This is a genomic window from Nostoc sp. ChiQUE01b, from assembly GCF_034531255.1.
Classification (GTDB): domain Bacteria; phylum Cyanobacteriota; class Cyanobacteriia; order Cyanobacteriales; family Nostocaceae; genus Nostoc.
In genome coordinates, this window is sequence record NZ_JAVRBM010000001.1 from 282,030 (window position 1) to 303,523 (window position 21,494).

Annotated in this window: 24 protein-coding genes and 1 pseudogene; 13 read left to right on the forward strand and 12 right to left on the reverse strand. The window is 41.8% G+C overall.

Features of this window, described 5'->3' with window-relative positions; genetic code table 11:
* The first annotated feature begins 817 nt into the window (after positions 1 to 817).
* Positions 818 to 1,609, forward strand: coding sequence for an SDR family oxidoreductase (locus tag RMY63_RS01150; RefSeq protein WP_322726928.1), 792 nt, complete (start codon positions 818 to 820; stop codon positions 1,607 to 1,609).
* Positions 1,610 to 1,864: 255 nt separating this feature from the next.
* Here the strand turns inward: RMY63_RS01150 and radC are convergent, their stop codons facing one another.
* The 4 genes and pseudogenes from radC to RMY63_RS01165 form a co-directional block, all read right to left on the reverse strand.
* A complete protein-coding gene (radC, locus tag RMY63_RS01155; protein ID WP_322726929.1) occupies positions 1,865 to 2,596 on the reverse strand; it encodes a RadC family protein in 732 nt (243 codons plus the stop codon).
* A 171-nt stretch (positions 2,597 to 2,767) separates the two neighbouring features.
* Positions 2,768 to 3,019: pseudogene (gene tnpA, locus RMY63_RS41665) on the reverse strand (IS200/IS605 family transposase).
* A 121-nt stretch (positions 3,020 to 3,140) separates the two neighbouring features.
* The gene (locus RMY63_RS01160; RefSeq protein ID WP_322726930.1) at positions 3,141 to 4,694 is read right to left on the reverse strand and encodes a GTP-binding protein; all 1,554 of its coding nucleotides are present in this window, start codon (positions 4,692 to 4,694) and stop codon (positions 3,141 to 3,143) included.
* Positions 4,695 to 4,823: 129 nt separating this feature from the next.
* Positions 4,824 to 5,228 (reverse strand): zinc ribbon domain-containing protein, encoded by a 405-nt coding sequence (locus RMY63_RS01165; RefSeq protein ID WP_322727038.1) that lies wholly within the window; start codon positions 5,226 to 5,228, stop codon positions 4,824 to 4,826.
* 602 nt (positions 5,229 to 5,830) lie between these two features.
* On the opposite strand from RMY63_RS01165, the gene RMY63_RS01170 reads away from it, so the two are divergent.
* Positions 5,831 to 6,490 (forward strand): Nif11-like leader peptide family natural product precursor, encoded by a 660-nt coding sequence (locus tag RMY63_RS01170; protein WP_322726931.1) that lies wholly within the window; start codon positions 5,831 to 5,833, stop codon positions 6,488 to 6,490.
* Positions 6,491 to 7,107: 617 nt separating this feature from the next.
* Here the strand turns inward: RMY63_RS01170 and RMY63_RS01175 are convergent.
* From RMY63_RS01175 to RMY63_RS01185, 3 genes are all read right to left on the reverse strand, one after another.
* Positions 7,108 to 8,694, reverse strand: a complete 1,587-nt coding sequence (locus RMY63_RS01175; RefSeq protein WP_322726932.1) for a glucose-6-phosphate isomerase — start codon at positions 8,692 to 8,694, stop codon at positions 7,108 to 7,110.
* Positions 8,695 to 8,806: 112 nt separating this feature from the next.
* Positions 8,807 to 9,064, reverse strand: a complete 258-nt coding sequence (locus tag RMY63_RS01180; RefSeq protein ID WP_251959737.1) for a cytotoxic translational repressor of toxin-antitoxin stability system — start codon at positions 9,062 to 9,064, stop codon at positions 8,807 to 8,809.
* Between the two features lie 62 nt (positions 9,065 to 9,126).
* The gene (locus RMY63_RS01185; protein WP_104907481.1) at positions 9,127 to 9,324 is read right to left on the reverse strand and encodes a hypothetical protein; all 198 of its coding nucleotides are present in this window, start codon (positions 9,322 to 9,324) and stop codon (positions 9,127 to 9,129) included.
* Positions 9,325 to 9,561: 237 nt separating this feature from the next.
* On the opposite strand from RMY63_RS01185, the gene RMY63_RS01190 reads away from it, so the two are divergent.
* The 6 genes from RMY63_RS01190 (at position 9,562) to RMY63_RS01215 (ending at position 13,366) form a co-directional block, all read left to right on the forward strand.
* Positions 9,562 to 10,695, forward strand: a complete 1,134-nt coding sequence (locus RMY63_RS01190) for a branched-chain amino acid ABC transporter permease (protein ID WP_322726933.1) — start codon at positions 9,562 to 9,564, stop codon at positions 10,693 to 10,695.
* Positions 10,685 to 11,467, forward strand: a complete 783-nt coding sequence (locus RMY63_RS01195; protein WP_322726934.1) for an ABC transporter ATP-binding protein — start codon at positions 10,685 to 10,687, stop codon at positions 11,465 to 11,467. The genes RMY63_RS01190 and RMY63_RS01195 overlap by 11 nt, the downstream gene beginning before the upstream one ends.
* A gap of 48 nt (positions 11,468 to 11,515) precedes the next feature.
* Positions 11,516 to 11,746, forward strand: coding sequence for a type II toxin-antitoxin system HicA family toxin (locus RMY63_RS01200; protein ID WP_322726935.1), 231 nt, complete (start codon positions 11,516 to 11,518; stop codon positions 11,744 to 11,746).
* Positions 11,743 to 11,967, forward strand: coding sequence for a type II toxin-antitoxin system HicB family antitoxin (locus tag RMY63_RS01205; protein ID WP_322726936.1), 225 nt, complete (start codon positions 11,743 to 11,745; stop codon positions 11,965 to 11,967). The genes RMY63_RS01200 and RMY63_RS01205 overlap by 4 nt, the downstream gene beginning before the upstream one ends.
* A 48-nt stretch (positions 11,968 to 12,015) precedes the next feature.
* Positions 12,016 to 12,594 (forward strand): Uma2 family endonuclease, encoded by a 579-nt coding sequence (locus tag RMY63_RS01210; protein ID WP_322726937.1) that lies wholly within the window; start codon positions 12,016 to 12,018, stop codon positions 12,592 to 12,594.
* A gap of 79 nt (positions 12,595 to 12,673) precedes the next feature.
* Positions 12,674 to 13,366 carry a Uma2 family endonuclease gene (locus RMY63_RS01215; RefSeq protein ID WP_322726938.1) on the forward strand — a complete coding sequence of 231 codons (693 nt, stop codon included), beginning with the start codon at positions 12,674 to 12,676 and terminating at the stop codon, positions 13,364 to 13,366.
* Positions 13,367 to 13,513: 147 nt separating this feature from the next.
* Here the strand turns inward: RMY63_RS01215 and RMY63_RS01220 are convergent, their stop codons facing one another.
* The 5 genes from RMY63_RS01220 to glpX form a co-directional block, all read right to left on the reverse strand.
* Positions 13,514 to 14,104: a Uma2 family endonuclease gene (locus tag RMY63_RS01220; RefSeq protein ID WP_322726939.1), complete on the reverse strand. Its 591-nt coding sequence runs from the start codon at positions 14,102 to 14,104 to the stop codon at positions 13,514 to 13,516.
* Positions 14,105 to 14,154: 50 nt separating this feature from the next.
* Positions 14,155 to 14,622: an HIT family protein gene (locus RMY63_RS01225; RefSeq protein ID WP_322726940.1), complete on the reverse strand. Its 468-nt coding sequence runs from the start codon at positions 14,620 to 14,622 to the stop codon at positions 14,155 to 14,157.
* A gap of 140 nt (positions 14,623 to 14,762) precedes the next feature.
* Positions 14,763 to 15,329: a metalloregulator ArsR/SmtB family transcription factor gene (locus RMY63_RS01230; RefSeq protein WP_322726941.1), complete on the reverse strand. Its 567-nt coding sequence runs from the start codon at positions 15,327 to 15,329 to the stop codon at positions 14,763 to 14,765.
* Positions 15,330 to 15,433: 104 nt separating this feature from the next.
* Positions 15,434 to 16,720, reverse strand: a complete 1,287-nt coding sequence (locus tag RMY63_RS01235) for a glutamyl-tRNA reductase (protein ID WP_322726942.1) — start codon at positions 16,718 to 16,720, stop codon at positions 15,434 to 15,436.
* 240 nt (positions 16,721 to 16,960) lie between these two features.
* Positions 16,961 to 17,998, reverse strand: coding sequence for a class II fructose-bisphosphatase (gene glpX / locus RMY63_RS01240; RefSeq protein WP_292776153.1), 1,038 nt, complete (start codon positions 17,996 to 17,998; stop codon positions 16,961 to 16,963).
* Between the two features lie 369 nt (positions 17,999 to 18,367).
* Here glpX and RMY63_RS01245 point away from each other — a divergent pair, with 369 nt between their 5' ends.
* The 5 genes from RMY63_RS01245 (at position 18,368) to RMY63_RS01265 (ending at position 21,460) form a co-directional block, all read left to right on the forward strand.
* On the forward strand, positions 18,368 to 18,940 hold the full coding sequence (locus tag RMY63_RS01245) for a DUF981 domain-containing protein (protein WP_322726943.1): 573 nt from the start codon (positions 18,368 to 18,370) through the stop codon (positions 18,938 to 18,940).
* A gap of 48 nt (positions 18,941 to 18,988) precedes the next feature.
* Positions 18,989 to 19,303: a glutaredoxin 3 gene (grxC, locus tag RMY63_RS01250; RefSeq protein WP_322726944.1), complete on the forward strand. Its 315-nt coding sequence runs from the start codon at positions 18,989 to 18,991 to the stop codon at positions 19,301 to 19,303.
* A 418-nt stretch (positions 19,304 to 19,721) separates the two neighbouring features.
* Positions 19,722 to 20,207, forward strand: coding sequence for a tRNA adenosine(34) deaminase TadA (tadA, locus tag RMY63_RS01255; RefSeq protein ID WP_322726945.1), 486 nt, complete (start codon positions 19,722 to 19,724; stop codon positions 20,205 to 20,207).
* A 113-nt stretch (positions 20,208 to 20,320) separates the two neighbouring features.
* Complete coding sequence (locus RMY63_RS01260) at positions 20,321 to 21,076, forward strand: 1-acyl-sn-glycerol-3-phosphate acyltransferase (protein WP_322726946.1); 756 nt, start codon at positions 20,321 to 20,323, stop codon at positions 21,074 to 21,076.
* Positions 21,077 to 21,268: 192 nt separating this feature from the next.
* Positions 21,269 to 21,460 carry a hypothetical protein gene (locus tag RMY63_RS01265; RefSeq protein WP_322726947.1) on the forward strand — a complete coding sequence of 64 codons (192 nt, stop codon included), beginning with the start codon at positions 21,269 to 21,271 and terminating at the stop codon, positions 21,458 to 21,460.
* Positions 21,461 to 21,494 lie beyond the last annotated feature (34 nt).

Genomic DNA, 21,494 nt, shown 5'->3' on the forward strand with positions numbered 1-21,494 from the left:
TAGGCACAATTCATGAATTGTGCCTACGTTATTTCTGGAGATGTCTAGTAGCTATTTGACACTAAAACTAGCTTGCTAATCAGGCATGGGAGGAGGTTGACGAGATTTACCCGAATCTGTCAAAAGAAGCAGGGGAGCAGGAAGAGAAATCAATTCAAAATTCAAAATTCAAAATTCAAAATTAAAGAACTCTGACTCCTGCCCCCTGCCTCTTCGGTGACAAACAAGGCTTGGGACGGGTAGGCTAAAAGTGATACATGTTATTCACGCTCTCAGATGCAACAATTGCGATCGCCACCGAAAAAAGCGGGTACACCATCGCGCTCTGTGGGCATGAGAAGAGTGCTATTATTTGCCGTGTTACACGGCAGTTGAGATGAAGAGTGCTGAGTAATTTTTCTTTCCCTCAGCACTCAGTACTGAGGACAGTAAACCTACTGTTCCAGGAATTGTGTAAAATAATTCCTCTGACCTGATGCAATAGCCCTTCATCCAAATGAAGGGTTTTGAAATCTTGAAACTTTGAGTTACCCTGAATAATCAAGCTTAAAGAGCGTTAGGTTAATTAATGACTAATAACTAATGATTCATAAGAGACATGAGTGAAAAAGAATGTAGAAATGTAGCATTGTTACGTCTCTATAAGAGTTCTGGATTAACACATATAGCAGTTCCCATGCAGATGCGGTACAACGTTATATCGCAAGTAGGGGCACGGCATACCATGCTCCTACGGCTGTACTCAGATAAATGAGAACCGCTATAGTTAATTTCACCAGATGTCTATTTGTTTTCAAGCTGTTAAGAGAGGAAAATTATGCAAAGTAATCGCAAACAAACGGCTCTTATTACTGGTGCATCTGGCGGCATCGGTTATGAATTTGTGAAATTATTTGCTCAGGATGGTTACAATCTTGTGTTAGTAGCTAGAAGCGTGGAAAAGCTGAATAAAATTGCCGATGAATTTAAAAATAAATTTGGCATTGATGTCAAAGTTATTTCCAAGGATTTATCTAACCCATCAGCCCCAGAAGAAATTTTCACGGAGCTAGAACAAGCATCGATCAATGTTGATGTGTTGGTGAACAATGCTGGGTTTGCTACCTACGGATTATTTAACGAAATTGACCTGAATGCTGAAATGCAATTGCTACAAGTCAATATTTTATGTCTGACACATTTAACCAAGTTATTCCTCAAGGGTATGGTTAAGCGGAGGTCTGGAAAAATATTAAACCTAGCCTCCACTGCTGCTTTTCAACCAGGGCCGCTGATGGCAGTATACTACGCGAGTAAAGCCTATGTCTTATCGTTCTCAGAAGCGATCGCTAATGAATTAGAAGGTACAGGCGTCTCGGTGACAGCACTTTGTCCAGGGCCTACAGAATCTGGTTTTCAACAAAGAGCCGCAATGGAAGACTCAAAGTTGGTAAGCGGTCAAAAAATTATGACTGCGGAAACAGTAGCTCAAATTGGCTATCGTGGTCTATTTGAAAACAAAACTGTTATTGTTCCTGGAATTAAAAATAAGCTCCTTGCTGAATCTGTAAGATTTACTCCCAGAAAGTTAGTGACTAAACTAGTCAGAAATATGCAGGAAAGCAAGTAGTAGGTCGGCGTAAATAATTAAGGCAGTTCTTGCTGGGGGCAGGGAAGAAGTTACAAACTGAGTAAAATTGCGAAAGCACCCTTGCTCCTTTTCTCACTAGAGTTATAGCAACAGCCTTAGTGGTTAGGACATCAAGAGATGATAAAACTTAGACACCAAAAGACTTTTCACCCAGTCCCCAGCTATAAGAATAATGATCTTTATGGGTGGTTTTTCTCCCCCTGCTCCCCTGCTCCCTGCTCCCCTGCTTTTTGACTAATCTCCCTGTGGATGCTCATCCCATAAGGTTGTCAGTTCCCGTAAACTTTGATGATTGCCATTGCCCAAAATCAGATGATCTAGTACCGGAATGCCCAAAAGCTGTGCCCCTGCTAACAACTGGCGCGTCAATTCTATATCTTCCTGGCTAGGTTCAAGGTTCCCAGAAGGATGGTTATGGGCAACTATTACCCGCGTTGCGCCTTGACGAATAACTTCCCGAAAAATATCACGGGGAGAGGCTAGGGTTTCGGTTGCGGTACCAATGGTAATTACTTGCGTACCCAATAAGCGATTCTTGACATCTAACAGCACCACTGCAAAACGTTCTTGTGTCTGCCACATCAAATCTTGACTGAGGGTAGCAGCAGCAGCAAGTGGGCTATCAATTAATGTGCGATCGTTAGGGCGAGATTGAAAGGCGCGTTTACCCAATTCGATTGCTGCTAAGATGCTTGTCGCCTTCGCTGGCCCAACACCAGAAATTTGCATTAACTCAGCAGGGCTAACTTCTCGCAGAACTACTAAAGGATCGCGTTGGTGTTTGGCTAGTTCGCTCAAGATATATTGTCCTAAACCCACAGCAGATAGTTTTCCTGGCCCTTGACCAGTGCCTAGAAGAATTGCGATTAACTCCGCTGTAGCTAAAATTTTTGCACCATGCGTCATTAATCGCTCACGCGGACGCTCATTTGTAGGTAGGTCGGCAATTCTGAGGCAATAGGTCATATTAATCTAAGAGAATAGCACCACACATAGAACTATCCTTAGTTATCCCTCGTTTGCTCTCAAAATCATCTTTATTTGACAAAATCTTTAATCTTTGGCAGTTTTCTTCTTTCGACACATCTTGCCTTCATAAGAATAACGGTTATCAATAGCAAGCTGTTACGTTTAGAGTTAGGCAGCTTTATCAATTGGTGAGGATGGGGCAATATCGGGCGAGAAGTCTATAAGTAAGTGAACATGATCTGATTCTCCACCAAACTCTATTAGCTCACTTTTCTAATTTTGGCATAGATGAGAAAATATATCTTTCAACCGATGAAGCATATCTGCTGTTATTACTTTTCGCCTGTATTTTGTTACAAACACTATATGTAAATTTATTTTATCAACACAGTGCCTATGAAAGTGTAGATTCGTTGACAAGGGTGTACACCATAGTTGAAATTATTGACATGAGTATAACGCGCCGCATTACAGCAACTAGCCGAATTGAAGCGTCAGAAACCTCGTCCATCTTCTTAGATGGGCGGGGTAGTTCATTTATTTAACTATTGACTTCTTCATCATGTTCAACAACTTCAGATTTATCTTGTAATGGCTTCACTACCCGTGCGATCGCTTCCTGAATAAAAACTTTAATAAACTCATCTCGGCGATTAATTTGAAACTGTCGCTGCACAACTTCCGTCATTCCACCATCACCCCAATCTTGGTCATGACGAAAATATTCAATAAAACTTTTACCGGCAATTCGCGTTAAATAAGCTGCTGTCACACCTTGAATCGCCCTACCAATAATAAAGGTAGCAACATTGAGTTGCAAAGCTGTAGATAATAATTGAATTGCTCCTTTGACAATGCCCAAACTAGCGATGGTTTTCGCTAAAGAAAGGGCTAATTCTCGTCCCCGTTCCATATTCAATTCGCAGCCATAAACTCTGCCAATTTCCACAACCATTTGAGCGTTGACAGCAGCTGTAGCCAATAAATCTACAACTGGTATCGGCGTGACTGATACCACACCAGCACCAATCCACTGAAAACGTTCCACGATTTTGTCAGCTTGACGGCGACGCTGCCCATCAATGAGTTTTCGCGCTTCATCTCCCAATCGCAGAGATTGCAAAAGAATATTATCTGCTACCAAATCTTCACCTTCAGCGCGTAAAACCGCAGCCGTGCGCCGCAGCAAAGGCACAATATCCGGTTCCGGTTGGAAGGTTTCGCCAGTTTCGAGTTGTGCAGGTTGAGGATTAGCAGCGATCGCTACCACATCATTAGTAGCAATAAATCCTCGTACCCGTTGACGTAACCTCGCGAGGATGGCTTCTTTATCTTCATCTGTATATAAATCAGTTTTGTTGAGAACTAGGAGCGATCGCTTCCCAATTTCTGCTAATCCCCGCAACGGCTCATATTCTGAGCGCCGTAAATCATTATCCACTACAAACAACAGTAAATCGGCTTCTGTCGCCAGTTCTCGCGCCATTTGTTCCCGTTCCGTTCCCGCCACCCCCGCTTCTAAAATTCCTGGCGTATCTGTAATTAAAATTTTGCGTTCTAATCCCTTCAACCGCAGACAATAGGTTTCTCCAACCTGAGTTGTACCCATTGGTGCATCTACTTGACCGACCATGCGCCCCATAATTGCATTCACTAGCGAAGTTTTGCCAGCACTCCCCGTACCAAATACCACTACTTGAATTTCCCCTCGTGCGAGGTTGGCTTCAATCTCTCGCGATCGACTTAATAAAGCTTGGCGTGTGACTTCATCTTGAATTTGCGCTACCTGTTGCCGCACAGCCTGGAGAGTTGTAGAAGCAGCGTCAGATTTAGCAGCCGGAATTTGTGCCGCAGTCACTCGCTTCGGGTTGCGACGCGATCGCTTTTCCCCAGATTGAATCACCAGTACATAATAAACGAAAGCGGCAACCAAGGCTCCAATCAAGACAATCAGCAGCAACAGCAGCAAATTCCCTAGCAACGGCGAATAGGACAATTGCCAGTAGAGGCGTGATAGGGAATCAATTAGCCATAGGGCTAGCCCCAAAATGACGATCAGACCAACAATCAGCGTTACTATGCGTGACAGAGGCATGGCTGGGAAAAATTAGTGAGTATTCAGTAGGCAGATGCTTCTAATCTTAATAGTTTCAGCATTTTTTACCAGAGTAGGAGACTTGCAAAGAGTCAACCGCCCCAGCCACTCTTGGGTTGGGGCTTGTAACTAACCGAAAGATTCGGCTGAAACGTACGGCATATTGACTGATGCCTGCTCCTCTGTCCCTTGGGTAGAGGAGAGAATATAGTCATCCCTGACATTTTTTGCAGCATTGAGATCCGCGTGTGTCCGATGTCCGCAGTTTTTGCAATGGAATCTGGACTTGTGGCGATTTGTCCTTTTGATGTGCTTGCAGATATTGCACTTTTGGGATGTGTAACGAGGATCTTGGTGTACCACTCGTTTGCCCAATGCTTCTGCTTTGTAAGTCAGGAATTGTTCTTGTTGGTAAAATGCCCAACTACCCAACCATTTATTCATTTTCTTGCCGCTTCGCTGAGTGCGAATACTTGACAAGTCCTCTAGCACAAAGACTGCAATTAAGGGTTGGTTGGCTAGTTTTTTACTTATTCAGCTTTGCGTCTAGCAAGTTCTTCTGGTGTTAAAGTACGTTCTGGAAAAATTCTGCCTCTGCGTGCAGGTTGTTTTGCAGTTGATTCAGTCATAGTAATTAATCCTATTTGTTAATGCTGCCTTAACTTTATTTTACAGGAAGACAAAGGCGATCGCTGGAATTTTCTATGTAATTATACTTTTTCTCAGTATTTAATACTACTTTAACTGTCCTCTCGTCTTCTCTAAAAAACGCTATACTTAGCTTTCTTCTCCGTAGGAGTATGCGGTTCATTTCAAAATAACTAAAGTACAGATTGCTTTACAATTAATTACTTCATAAATAATTAATACTATCTATTGACTTAATTTTATTTTATGATATTCAAATAAAAATCTTAGGTGCAGACCACCCCAAGGCATCGCAATCTTTCATCTTTTCCTCAGTAACTGTTATTTATAGTTATAAACTTTACACAACATTTATACTTAACCACTGTGTAACTTCATTTACATTATATCAAAGATTTAGTACTGTCGAAGAAACACATTATACTGACTACACTGGTGTTCATTAATTGCAAATCTCTACCAAGTTTACAACTTAGGCAAGATGACCCATGTATTATCAAATTTGGAATTTCTTTCTTAAAGAAGATAAATACATTTATTGGAAAGAACAAATAAAAGTTAACAAAAATTTTGACAAAGTTACATGGCAAAAGATTATTGATTTCTTGTCACTAGTAGAGCAAACTTTCCAGTTGAAAAGTCAACTAGCAGAAACCGATAGCCTTGAGCCGTTTCTCAAGTTAGCAAGAGAAAACGGTTACAATTTGACCGCAGAAGAACTTGGCTGGTTTCTAGTTACGAGAAGACAGATTTGGGATCTTTTTGATTTTGCACAAAAAACGCCATCTCTTAAAGAAGAATTGCTAATAGCTAAAGATCCACAGCAGTTCATAGATATCGCTACCGAAAATGGTTATTACTTTTCTGTAGATGAGTTAGCTTGGCTGCTAATTGATATCAAATCATCATCAGATTTAGTATCTATTAACAACAGCGTTGGAGAGATTCTCACAGTATCAAGCTACGGCAAAATTGAAACAGGATACTGGATTTGGCTAGCAGAACACTGGGGAATTGTGCCACCATTTTGTCATTTGGATAAACCCAGCACTTTCTTATGTCAAAATCTCAACAATCCTTTTTTACCCGATCGCTGTTTTTTACCCAAGAGTTACTTTAATCAACGCCTTATGGCAATTCATAATTAAAATAATTTGTAATTAGGCAAAGCAAGAAAAGAAAGCAATACTTAACCAAACGGTATTGAGTTATGAAACTTATAGCAAAGTGCTGAGTGCTGTTAGCGGAAGCGGGGCGTTTAGCCCGTGCTGAGTAAAAACCCAGTAATTTCAAGGTTTTGAGCAATCACCAATGTCCTAACTGCCTTGGCGGTTGCTATAACCCTCTTCTGTCACTCTCCGGGAGGGCAATCGCGCTTAAGCCTGATGAGGCAATAGATACAAGCTATACTATTAGAAAAAAAACGGTCTTGTATTTGTTATTAGAAAAGAATCGCGCGATGCCTGCGGTAAATGCTCGCCTACGCTTGCTATACAAAAGCTCTAGAATTCAGAAATGGTAAATGTTTTCGGAGAGTGACAGAAGAGGGATAATTACGAATTACGAATTATACAGTGAAGCATCCTAGATAGAAGATATATTTTCTATCTAGGATGCTTCACAATAAAAAATTGTTGCTGAGACAACAATTATGGACAAAATGTAAATTACCTACACCGTACCTGTACTCAGGTCGGTGTAACCTCTACTCAGGTCAGTGGGAGCCTCCTGCCGGAAATAGGTGAGATTTAGTAGACTAAAGCTATCAGCTAGCAGAAACGGTCAAACTACCGGGTTTATGAAGATCGCCTTGTAAAACTGCACCCCGTTGATTGGCATGAATGTGACGCAAAATCTTGTAAATTGCCTCAACTTGGTCTGATGCGCCTGCTTTCTCGGCGAGTTCGTCAAGAGTAAGGGGAGTTTTTTCTTTTTGTAGCACTGCTACCACTCGTGTTTGTAAATCAAGAATGGAAGCAGCAGCTTTTTTGCCAGCTTCTACGCCTGGTTGATGATAGGCGTTGATGTTGACCAAACTAGCATATAAACCAACAGCACGCTCATACAAAGCAATTAATGCCCCTACAATTCGGGGATTAACTTGGGGAATCGTGACCGTAATCGAATCGCGGTGATTTTCATAAAGCGCTTGTCGGGTTCCTTGGAGAAAACCGGAAAGATAATCGCCTGTTGTAACTCCTGGATCTATTTCAGTCGATGGGCCTTGACGATCTTCCAACACTTCGATGAAGGTAGCAAAGAAGTTCGCTACACCCTCGCGTAATTGCTGGACATAAGCGTGTTGATCTGTTGAGCCTTTGTTGCCATAAACGGCGATACCTTGATGGACAACGTTGCCGTCTAAGTCTTTCTCCTTGCCCAAGGATTCCATCACCAGCTGTTGCAAATAGCGACTGAATAAAAATAAGCTGTCCTTGTAAGGTAGAACAACCATATCTTTTTCGCCCTTTCCGTTACCTGCAAAGTACCAAGACAAAGCAAGCAAGGCTGCTGGGTTATTTTTCACATCTGGGACGCGGGTAGCGTCATCCATCTCTTTTGCACCATCTAGCATAGCGCGAACATCAATGCCCTGTAATGCTGCTGGTACTAGCCCCACAGCAGACATTTCTGAGGTGCGTCCTCCTACCCAGTCATACATCGGAAATCTCGCCAGCCAGCCTTCATCTTTGGCTAGTTTATCGAGGTTGCTATCAACGCTGGTAATTGCTACCGCATATTGAGCAAATTCCAAATTGTGTCCGGCGTAGGCTTTTTTAACTTCAATCATGCCGTTGCGAGGTTCCGGTGTTCCCCCAGATTTAGAGATCACCAATACCAAAGTGCTGGCGAGACTATTTCGGAGATGATTGAGAACGCGATCGATACCTGCCGGATCGTTGTTATCGATAAAGTGAATTTTCAGGGGCGGGAAATCAGGAGCGAGAGCTTCCGCGACGAATTGGGGGCCGAGAGCGGAACCACCAATGCCGATGGAGATAATATCCGTGAAGCGGCTTGCTCTAGGAGGATGAATAGCACCTGTTTGGACTTTTTCCGCAAAGGCTTCGATTTGTTCTAGAGTTTGGACTATTTCTTGTGTAAGTTCTGGAGCTGGCGCTAAATCAGGATTTCGCAGCCAGTAGTGTCCAACCATGCGGTTCTCGTCAGGATTTGCGATCGCACCCTTCTCTAGTTGAGCCATATCCGCAAACGCCTTGTCAAACTTCGGCTGCAACGATTCCACAAAGGCATCATCGAAGCGTATCCGACTCACGTCTAAGTACAGCCCCAATCCCTCGTGGAAATATAACCAGTTTTGGTATCGTTGCCAAAGTGCCCTAGCATCCATAGGGAAATCTCAAATAAAGTGTTTTTCAAAAACCAGTTTAATGTAAGGTTATAGCGATCCCTGCCTAGCCTTATACAGTTTACAGTTTTAAGTGTTCCCTTGACTCTTGACTTTAAACATCTGGCATAGGAATGACACGCAGAAATTTCACAATTTCACCCCTGATTTCTATACCAATCAGATAATTATCGAGGGTGAAGCGGTGAAAAATGCCTTCACTATCAAGCTGTCGTAGTTCTTTTAAATCACTCAGCTGCCACTTTTGGGCTAACTCAATAAAAACAAAATCATGCACCCGCTCGTAGGCGGCAGGTTCTAAATTTTTCAGGTCTAGTAAAAAAGACCTGGCATAGCGCATTTCCAGACTCACTGGGCGTTACCTTCACCAAAATTTGAGGGGCCACTGGCACAAGAGAAGAAAGCGCTGCTGAATCAGAAAAACATCAACAGTCTTACCGCTTCTTCATGGGTTAAAATATCCCACGGTTGCTGCGATCGCTTGACTTTTTGTATGGCTTTAAGCATATAAAAGTCATAATGTAAAGCTTCGAGAACATTCCAAATGTCTTGCAAATCGTCATCGCCTAACTGCTCGATTAAGTGATGCATTCTAAGCCGCAGCAAATTCATACGTTAATTATTCCCTACCACCAAACACCAACAATAAATAGTATTCCCATAAAATTAGTTACGCTCAAGCTACGCTAAAATTTATTCGCCCAGGGAGGAGGGCAGAGGGGCAGGGGAGCAGGGGAGGCAGGGGAGGCAGGGGAGAAAATAATTTTTAACTCCTAACTCCTAACTCCTAACTCCTAACTCAGCACTCAGCACTCGGAACTGTTTTGCCCAATTCCCAAATAATTTAATATGGTTGACTATCTAATTTTCTTAGCAATTTCTACAGCACTTTTTGCTCTATTCGGACTAGGACTGAATTTACAGTGGGGCTTTACGGGATTAATTAACTTTGGTCATATTGCTTTCATGACTCTGGGAGCATATACAACGGCATTGTTAAGCTTAAAGGGCGTACCCCTACTTGTATCGGCAGTGGCTGGGGCAATTGTCGCTGCTTTGTTGGGTTTGATAATTGGTTTTGTAACTCTCCGCTTACGGGAAGATTATCTAGGAATTGTCACCATTGGCACGGGCGAATTAATTCGTTTGGTGGTGAATAACCAGGATTTACCTGTGGGTGACACCTGGATATCTGGGACGTCTGGTGTACAAAGTTATCCCATACCCCTATCCACAGAGCCAATTTTGTTTGTCAGATTAGTAATGATTGGGCTTTTAACGCTGCTGGCTGCTGTAACTTTCTTTACGTTGTGGCGATGGATTCGTACCACCCAAATATCTCGGACTACTGATTTAGGCAAAAGGATGACTAGCAAGCAAGAATTTGCATCGCGCTTGGGTGTGGGAATTGTGCTAGCAGTTTTGGCAGCAGCGATTTATATTTCTGGGGTGATCCGACTGTACAACTACAACCCAAAAGCAGGTTTAATGCTGGTGTTGTTGTTGGTTTTAGCATTTGTATACTGGCGGTTAGAAATTTTGGTGCGATCGCCTTGGGGTAGAATTCTCAAAGCCATCCGCGAAGATGAAGAAATTCCCAAGGCACTGGGAAAAAATGTTTTTTGGTATAAATTACAATCTCTCATGCTTGGAGGTGCGATCGCGGGTATCGCTGGTGCATTCTTTGCTTGGCAACTCAGCGCTATTTACTCTGATAACTTCCAACCGCAACTAACCTTTGACACCTGGATAATGGTGATTTTAGGCGGTTCTGGGAATAATGTCGGCACCATCTTAGGCGCAGTAATTTTCTTTGCTTACGATGCGCTGACGCGAGAAGTCTTACCTAGAATCGTTCCCCTTGATGAAGCACGTTTGGGCGCATTTCGCATCATGGTAATCGGACTAATTTTGATGGTACTGATGATTTGGCGTCCTCAAGGTATCTTAGGGAAAAAGGAGGAACTCACCCTTGGTAAATAAGTATTCATCCCCACTTTCCCTTTTGGTAGCCACTGGACTTTCTAAAAGCTTTGGTGGTGTCAAAGCAGTAAATGAGGCCAGAATCGAAGTTGCTAAAGGCAGTATCACGGGTTTGATTGGCCCCAATGGTGCTGGTAAAACTACTTTATTTAACTTACTCTCAAACTTCATCCGCCCTGATAAGGGACGAGTGATTTTTGACGGCGAACCGATTCACAATTTGCAACCATATCAAATCGCCCAGCAAGGAGTAATCCGCACCTTTCAGGTTGCACGAACTCTCTCGCGGTTGTCGGTGTTAGAAAATATGCTACTGGCGGCGCAAAAACAAACTGGTGAAAATTTTTGGCAGGTGCAGCTACAACCGCACGTTGTCGCTAAGGAAGAAAAGGAACTCGAAGAACGAGCAATGTTCCTATTAGAATCAGTGGGGTTGGCAAAAAAAGCACACGATTATGCTGGTGGTTTGTCTGGTGGACAACGCAAGCTGCTGGAAATGGGGCGGGCGCTGATGACTAACCCCAAGTTAATTTTGTTGGATGAACCAGCTGCTGGGGTGAATCCGAAACTGATTGATGATATTTGCGATCGCATTATCACTTGGAACCGTCAAGATGGGATGACCTTTTTGATTATCGAACACAATATGGATGTGGTTATGTCCTTGTGCGATCGTGTTTGGGTGCTTGCTGAAGGGCAAAATTTGGCTGACGGTACACCAGCAGAAATTCAAACTAATCCCAAAGTTTTAGAGGCTTATTTAGGAAAATAAACTTATATGAAATGCCCAACTAATCTTGGCTAAAAGACAAATTAGTATATGCCCAAGAAAATTAGAGAACTGAAAAGTTTATTACTGCGATCGGGGTTTACTTATAAAGCTGCGAAGGGAAATCATAGCAAATGGATACATCCAAAATTATCTAAAGCTATTATCATTGCTGGTAAAGATGGTAGTGACGCTAAACTATATTTAGAAAAGCAGGTTAATGAAGCACTAGAAGAATTAAATAAGATAGAAACTGAGGAACAAGAGGAACCAGAACCATGAAATATACTATATTAATTCAATGGTCAAATGAAGATGGATGTTATGTAGTTTCATTACCTGATTTCCCAGATATTATGCAGCCTTGTACTCATGGAGACACTTATGAGGAGGCTTTAAAAAATGCTCAGGAAGTTTTAGAAATGTTAATCGAATCGTACTTAGAAGATGGTCAGCCTTTACCAGATCCACAAACATTAGATAAGTCTTTAAAAGTGGCTTAATGGCTCTTGTTAAAATTGAGTTGTATATCTCAGTGGAAAAAGCTTTTTATGTCAATGATGACAGTCAGAGATTTAGAGCAAGTTCAAACAGCTTTTACCGAAGCAGGTTTAGATTACCAGCTGGAACTCGAGAATGGGAAAATTTCCATAATAGGCCCGTCAGATATTGTATCCAGCGAAATCAGTAGTCGTCTCATCGCCTTTCTATTTGCTTGGATAAATCCTCGTCGTTGGGGAAGAGTATTTGATTCTGCAGGCGGCTTCATCATGCCAGATACAAACCTCAAAGCACCCGATGTTTCCTTTGTTCGAGCTTCCCGACTTCTCCAAAGTCCGCGTTACTTTGGAGAACTTGTCCCTGACTTGGTGGTGGAAATTAAATCTCAGAGTGATAAAATTAAACTTATAGTAGCCAAAATTCTGAAATTTATAGAACTAGGAGCGATCGTTGGGATTCTAATCGATCCTGATGAAGAGACAGTTACAATTTATCGCTCTACGGGCGAACCGACAGTTTTAGAAAATGGCGATATTTTAACTATACCAGAACTTTTTCCCGGTTGGGAATTGCCGATTACTGAATTGTGGCCTCCTATCTTTACAGAGGAAGAAACACAAATTTATTGAATAACTTTGGTAGCGACCGAACCTATCACTTGGAACCGTCCCAAACTATGAGAAACTCGAAGAGTGGAGACGTAGCATTATGGTAATCACTCCTAATACCGCATCTGAGGTCATCTACCTCGAAAGCGATGGAAAACCAATGGCGGATAATACCAAGCAATTTCGTTGGATAGTAACTATTAAAGAAAATTTAGAAATTTTATTTGCATCGCAATTAGATGTATTCATTGCTGGAGATTTATTTTGGTATCCAGTTAAAGATAATCCTAATATCAAACAAGCACCTGATACTCTGGTAGTGTTTGGCAGACCTAAGGGAGATAGGGGTTATTACAAGCAATTTGAAGAAGAGAATATTCCGCCACAGGTAGTGTTTGAAATATTATCTCCTGGTAATACAACTAAAGAAATGGCAAAGAAACTCCTGTTTTATCAACGCTATGGAGTTGAAGAATATTACATTTACGACCCAGACCGAAATGAATTAACAGGTTTTTTGCGCTCAGAAGATTGGTTGCAAGAAATTAACCAGATTTACGGGTGGATAAGTCCCCGTTTGGGAATCCGCTTTGAACTCACCCCACAAACTCTAGAAATATATCGCCTTGATGGATATAAATTTCTTACACCCGTTGAGCTTGACCAAATACGTACACAAGAACGTCAAGCCAAAGAAGCAGCTCTCCAACAATTGCAGGAAGAACGCCAACGATATCAAGATTTATTGACACGACTGCAAGAGCGGGGAATTGATCCAGAACAATTATTGTGAAAATCGAAAAGTTTCGATCTCCGACTTTTTACAGAAGTCGGGGATTTTGCTTGTTGTTGAGTTTAACTAAACTGCTCCCCTGCATCCAGATTAAATAGTATTGGCAGAGTTTGCATATCTTGCTGCGATCGCAATTACACCATTGTTTTAATCTTCATTATTTTCTGCAAAATTGACTTGCTCATAAAGGTCGCGCAATTCAATTTGAAAATCAACCGTTTGCAGTGATAAAGTTGCAGAATCATCTTCAAGTTCAGTAAATGACCATTGACTTTCCGCAGTTTTTATATACTGCATCACATGATACTGATATTGGTCAATTAAAATATATTCCTTGAATTCTGGAATAGACCGATAATAAAAAAACTTGTCGCCTTGGTCATAATTTTTAGTCGATTTAGATAAAACTTCAGCAATTAACATTGGATTCATCACCGTTGTTGTGCTGGTTCCTGTATAAATAGGTTGTCCCTCAATCACCATCACATTGGGATATGTATGCTGCCGATAACGAGGTATCCACAAACGCACATCACCAATATAGACATCATAATTTTTACGCCTGAAAGCAATTTTTAAGGATGCAGCTAAATTCAAAGCAATTTTATTATGATTTGTAGTGCCACCCGTCATCGGTACAATTTCTCCATCACGGTATTCGCTTTTATATTGAGCCTTTTCTTCAAGTTCTAAATACTCTTCAGGTGTGTAATAGAATTTTTGTGTTTCTAACTGCATAAAGATACGACCTATGGTTGTGCGGTTATTGCGCGGCTAAAATTTTTTGATTATATTTCCATTTTAAAATACTGTTTAAGTTCTTGGCTAATTTCTGCTGCTTCTGCATCACTTACCCACTTGCCTAAACCTAGCTGATTGAGTAACTTTTTTATTCGTAGATAAATTAACAGTTTGAGATTTCCTACAGGCATAGCTGATGAACGAGGAATAACGTGGAAGTGGATGTGGTTGACTTGTTCACCCCATGAACAAACATGAATTTTAGCTGGTTTAACTACTCGTGAAAGTGCTGAACAAGAGTTTTGAATAATTTCACCTAAAGCACTTGCTTCTTCTGATGTAAGTTCCGCTAAATGTTCACAATGTCGTTTGAGTTTGATAATTAAATATCCTGGCAATAAAACAGGATTCAATGAATGTTCTACAACCCAGTAATTATCTTCATAAATAACTCCACCAGGCGCTTGTACTTTTCCAGCCAGCACACTGCAAGCAAGGCATCCATCCACTAACATCCGTCATCTCCTTGTCACTGAAATCTAATACACAACTTTCATATAGCAATCCGATTTGATTTGTGAAAATTCTCGGTGTCCAGATCCCCGACTTCTCAAAAAAGTTGGGGATCTAACTTTTCACGAATGATTTAGGATTGCTATATGAAAGTTGTACGCCAATAAATCCCATTTTCTCGCTGCATTAACTGGCAAGCAATAAACTCCCGTCGCAGGGTGGCGCAGTCAGGATGGTAGCGTTTGAGAATGTCATTTAGAAGGCGTTCAGGGTAGTTGATTCCCACTTCAAACTGGTTTGCTAACCACTTAAGAATAACTAGACGCTTTTTCCGACTAGCAGGAATTTCTTTGAGGCGATTGTCCTCAAAATAGTTTTTCAACACTTTACTTTCCCAAGCTTCAGTATCCACATCCTCTATCAAGGATGCTATTTTCTCAGGTGTAAAAATTTCCTTGCTAATGCTTTGTAAAGCCTCGCTATCCAATTGATATAGACGGCTGTTACCATCAGGACGCATTGTCACCAAATTTAGCTCCTTAAGTTTCGCTAAATGATGGGATACTGTCGGTTCCTTGAGTTGCAGTAGCACCGCTAATTCTTCGACGCTGCATTCCTGATTCGCCAAAATACCTATAATCTTCAATCGGCTATCATCCGCTAATGCCTTGAAAAAGCGCAGTAAGATATTAAATTGCTCTGGTTGCATAACTAACTTCTAATTAGACATCTATCTAATTAGAAGTATATCTAATTTCAAAGCTCAGATTCCCGACTTCTTAAAAAAGTCGGGGATCTTGCTTGTTGTTCAATTTAACTAAACTGTTCCTCTGCATCGAGGTTGAACAGCATTTGCAGAGTTTGCATACAGCGCCGTCTAGCTTCCACATCTTGCTGCGATCGCAATTGCACCATCGGGTCATGTAAAATTTTATTGACAATTCCCCGCGTTAATGCTTCGATGACCTCTTGATGTTTTTCAGCGAATTCCGAACCCAATCTCGACAAAGCTTTTTCTAACTCTTGTTCGCGGATGGTTTCGACTTTATTTCGCAGACAGCTAATAGTGGTAACAGTTTCCAGAGAGCGCCACCAAATATCAAAGGCTTCCACTTCTTCCTCTAAAAGTTTCTCGGCTTCCTGTGCAATCTTGCGACGGCTTTCATAGTTTTGCGCTACTACTGCCTTCAAATCATCCACATTAAACGCTTGCACATTTTCCAATTCATTTACATCCGCATGAACATTACGCGGCACAGAAATATCAAATAACATTAAAGAGCGCTGAACTTCTAAAACCATTTCTAATTTGGCACGGTCAAGTATTGGCTCTGTTGCCGAAGTACTTGTAAATACCAAATCACTATCGGCAATTACTGCCATCATTTCTGATATTGGATGAATTTTGATCGGTTGTTGAGGGAACAGCTTTGCTAATTCATGGGCGCGATCGCGAGAGCGATTTACAATACTAATTTCCACAGCACCTTTAGAAAGTAGGTGTTGCACCAGCAGCCGCGACATTTTACCAGCACCCAAAATTACCACTCGGCAAGCAGCTAAATTTGCCACTTTTATCTGCGCTAACTCTACAGCCGCCGAACTGATAGAGACAGCGCCAGTACCAATACTAGTTTCAGTACGAACCCGCTTACCAGCTGTCAGTGCTTGTTTAAATAATCGATTCAAAATGGTTTTTATACCGCTATATTGCTGTCCCAGTTTGTGAGTAGTCTTCACCTGAGCCAGAATTTGACCTTCTCCAAGAACCAGACTATCTAAACCACCTGCTACCCGCATCACGTGCATCACTGCATCATCATGTAGCAGCATAAACAAGTGTTGTCGCAGAGAAAGCACGGGTAATTTGCTGTATTCCGCAAGAAACTGCGTTATTTCCCGGATACCTTGGTCTGCTTCACTGGTAACAATATAGATTTCCAGGCGGTTACAAGTACTAAGAATTGCAACTTCATCAATATGGGGATAACTGGCCAGATGAGCGATCGCACTTTCAATTTGTGGTTCTGGAATGCTCAGTTTCTCCCGGACTTCTACTGGGGCTGTTTTATGGCTTAACCCCACCACTGCTATATTCATTTGCTAAATCGTAGTTACTAATTGGTAGTTGGCAATCGGGCATTGAGTGAGAAATAGGGAATGGGGAATTACTATTTATTGGTTGATAGTTTTTTCAACCAACAAACAATAACTAATCACTAAATACTAACTACTAACTAGTGTAAGGATGAAACATTTGGGTGAATATTTTTCCATTTTATAGAAAGATTTATTTCCAAATGCTTTATCTTTACTTTTACATTTCCCATTCCCTAAAAATTAGTTCAGTTGGAGAACTTTTGGTTCACCAAACAAGTGAATTGTGTCAACAAATCGAGCAGTTTTCGACTGGTTGGAAATAACCAAGCTTTGAGTTCTTGCCCCGTCCTTGAAGAAACGTACACCTTGCATGAGATTACCACTGGTAATGCCGCTAGCAGCAAACAGAATAGTTTTACCAGATGCTAGTTCATGAGCATCATAGACCTTATCGGGGTCATTGATATTCATAGACTTTAAACGATCGAGGTTAGCTTCTTTGCTTTCTCCAATCAGACCTGTTTTTACTACTGCGGGGTCGTAGATCAGTTGACCTTGGAAATGTCCACCCAAAGCACGCATTGCAGCTGCCGAGATTACACCTTCAGGAGCCGCACCGATACCCATCAGCGCGTGGATATTAGTTCCAGCAAAACCGCAGCTTATAGCTGCACCCACATCACCATCTGAAATTAGGGCGACTCTCGCTCCAGCCTCACGGATTTCTTTAATTAAATCGTTATGGCGTTCGCGCTTCATGACTACTACTACAAGTTCATCAATACCCCGGTCTAAAACCTCAGAGAGAATCTTCAGGTTTTCCGTGGCTGACTTGTTGATGTCTACCTTGCCCTTAGCTGCGGGAGGTGCTGCTAACTTCTTCATGTAAAAGTCAGGAGCAGCAAATAATCCACCCTTTTCAGAAATTGCCAAGACAGCCATCGAACCAGGTTGTCCATAAGCTACCAAGTTCGTACCTTCACAGGGGTCAACGGCAATGTCAATTTCAATTAGTTCATCAGGGTTACACAAACTACTGGCATTTGGTTGGGTACAAATACCAACTTCTTCCCCGATGTATAACATAGGCGCATCGTCGCGTTCGCCTTCCCCAATCACAATGCGACCCCGCATATAGATTTTATTCATCCGCTCCCGCATAGCTTCCACAGCTACCTGGTCAGCGATGTTTTTTTCGCCTTTACCCATCCACTTTGCGGATGCGATCGCGGCTTGCTCTACTACTTCAATAATCTCTAACCCAAGTGTATTTTCCACAGAGTCTGCCCTCTCAACTGCTTGAATTTCCGCCGCTTTATCTGGCTATTTCAGTCTTCAAGTCTACCAAAGGGCGGATACACGTGGAAGAAAGTTAAGTTTTACTGCTAACTCGTTAGAAAAGTGCCAGTTAAGACATCCTGATTTTCTACCCCTACTACTCCAGTATAAAGCGTGTTCAAAAGCAACTAAGTTAAGAACTAGCACAAATGGGTAGCAGTGTATATCTAGAACATTGCTTTTCTTCAGTGTTTATCTTTAGGTCTAAAATAATAAATGAAAAAACTGGTAAATTCACTAAAAACTAAAAAACGAGGCGCAAAGTAACGAGGCGCAAAGTAAAGAGCTTGTCAAATTCAGAGGTTAATCGTGTTTATCGACTACATCACCCTCATGTTAATCAACATGGTAGCTGGGTTATTTCTACTGGCTGACTATGTGTACCGTGGTATAGATAATTCAAATCAAAGACCGTGGATTCCGGGATTTGGAATTACGGGTGCGATCGCACTCACAACTGGTTTACACATGACCTTCACCTGGCCAGTAGTGGGTAGCTTTAATATTGCCTTCGGTGAGACAAGTGTTTTATTTGGAATCTTGTTTATTGCGGCTGCGATCGCTCTTGCTCAAGGTTGGGATTTATTGACAATCGCAATTTACGGCTTCTTTGCTGGTGCAGTTGCGATCGTTGTTGGTATCCGCATCATCAACTTGAATTTGACAAAGCAACCGCTTTTATCGGGAATCGGCTTTATTTTAACTGGATTAGGTGGTATTTTTGCAGCACCAACTCTTTATTGGAAAACCAACCGAACTTGGCGACTAATTGGCGTAGCAGTGCTAATAATAGCCGCTCTAATTTGGGCATTAACTGGATATTTGGCTTATTGGAATCATTTAGAAAGTTTCCAAAAGTGGGTTCCAGCGCCGATGCGGTAAGCAATGATCTAGGCTAGAGACATAGTTAAAACTTTGCTTAAGCTCAATATGCTAGACTTTCTTAATCCCCTCTTAAATCGCCATCCAGAACGAGTCAAAGCCAATGTCGAACTTTACACATGGCAAACTTGTCCTTACTGCATTCGTGCCAAAATACTGCTGTGGTGGAAAGGTGTAAATTTTACTGAATACAAAATCGACGGCGACGAAGCAGCCAGAGCTAAAATGGCAGAACGCGCCAACGGTCGCCGTACCATACCACAAATTTTTATCAATAACCAGCACATTGGCGGCTGCGATGACCTCTATCAATTAGACACACAAAGTCAACTCGATCCCCTTTTAGCCCAAGCCGCTATTTAGAAATCAAATTAGCCGCCAACAATTTCCTTAGTAATGCGATGTTCGGCAATTTTGGATTTTAAATTGCTCGGTAAGCAAGTTCGTAGTAAGGACTTTAGTCCTTAATTTTCTAAGCACTTTAGTGCTTACCACAAACTTTTCATTACTAGCTTAGACATTGTGCCAATGAAAAGTGCTGAGTTCCGAGTTCCTCGGCTTAGAGTTAAAAGACCGCCCACCAGGGGCGGGGTATCAACCTTCTCTCGGATTGGAAGATTCCGCCCACTAGGGGCGGGGCATTAACCATAGTAATCAAGTGCTTAAGTAAGAAAAAATACTCAGCACTCAGCACTCAGCACTCAGCACTCAGTACTGAGATAGTAAACTGTAGCGCAAGTTTGCCCACCTTTAGGGCAAGGAGTATCGAATTGATAAAAATATGCTAACTAAGTATACAGAATATCTTATACATCAACAATGGATGAGTTATGCCTTAGAATTAGCAAAAACAGCAGGTGATGCAGGTGAAATCCCTGTAGGTGCTGTTATCATTGATTCAACAGGCAAATTGCTGGCACAAGGAGAAAACAGAAAAGAGCGCGACAAAGACCCTACCGCTCATGCGGAAATTATCGCTCTAAAAACAGCTGCAACAACTTTACAAAATTGGCATCTTAATGAATGCACCCTCTATGTAACTCTCGAACCTTGCCCAATGTGTGCAGGTGCAATCATTCAATCACGATTAGGACTACTGGTATATGGAGTAGACGATACAAAAACTGGCGCAATTCGTACAGTTATTAACATCCCCGATAGCGCTGCTTCTAATCATCGCTTACAGGTAATTGGAGGCATTCTAGAGTCAGCTTGTCGTCAGCAATTACAGACTTGGTTTGCTACTAGGCGGCGTCAGGTAAACTAACAGACAGAGGTAAAACTGTCCATCTAGTACGACACAAGTCACACAAGAGAATCTACGGTGTAACTAATCAGGCATTTCATTAAATTTTACCCGTCAATCTAGCTGCATCCGTCATGGTGGAATTTTACTCTTCATCCGATACCAGCCAGCAAACCTCGGCAAATCCTCAGGTAGATAGCACTACCTCAAGGGTTTCTCCTTGGTTAAGTCCCCTGGCATATTTATTAGGGCGTCACTGCCTATTACCACTATTCTTTGGACAAATTAGAATAACCGGACAAAAAAATATCCCCACAACTGGGCCTGTGATCCTTGCGCCTACACATCGAGCGCGTTGGGATGCCTTGCTTGTACCCTACGCTACCGCTTGTCTGAGAAAGCAAGACTTGCGATTTATGGTGACTATTGACGAATGCCAAGGTTTGCAAGGCTGGTTTGTTCGACGTTTAGGGGGATTTCCCGTAAATTCTAAGCATCCGTCAATCCGCACGCTGCGACATGGAGTAGAGCTACTTCAGCAGCAAAAAACCCTGGTAATCTTTCCAGAAGGTAACATTTTTCGTGATGGTCAAGTTCACCAGTTAAAGCCAGGAATTGCTCGTCTTGCTTTGAGTGCTGAATCTAGTCATTCCGGTCTGGGAGTGAAAATTATACCTATAGGCATTAACTACAGCCAACCTTATCCCAATTGGGGTACAGATGTGAGTATTGACATTGGCTCCCCAATCAGAGTCGCGGATTACATGAATGGCTGTATAAAACAAGATGCAAAAAACATCACAACTGATTTAGCAAAGGTACTGCAACAATTGAGCCATCAAGAAACAAAAATTACTAACCGCGCATTTGCAGAAATTACTAATTCTTGATATAGTCAAACCTGATAATCATTTGACCGTGCATAATTCAGAAACTGCACCTTTTCAATATTTGACACTAATTACTAACTGCTATATTCATTCTGAGTAAGTCACAAAAGATTAGTGGTGTTTTGCAACCTTTGAGTATGTATATATAGATTACCCTTTATTGATGATATATTTAGCCAATTTGGCATTTTTTTGAGCCAAGAGCTAATTAATTGCCTGCAAATTACTAAATTGCTTGATAAAAGTTGGGAAGGGCGGACTGAAGACATCGCTATTCTTAACTCGTTTGGTGCGATGCCTACGGCGGGCTACGCCTACGCAAATACTTCAAGCAGTGCTTTGGGAAAATTATTCTGCCTAAATATCCCAGTTAACCAGAGATAATTATTGGCGAGGAAAGTCGGTAGTTAAGCAGATG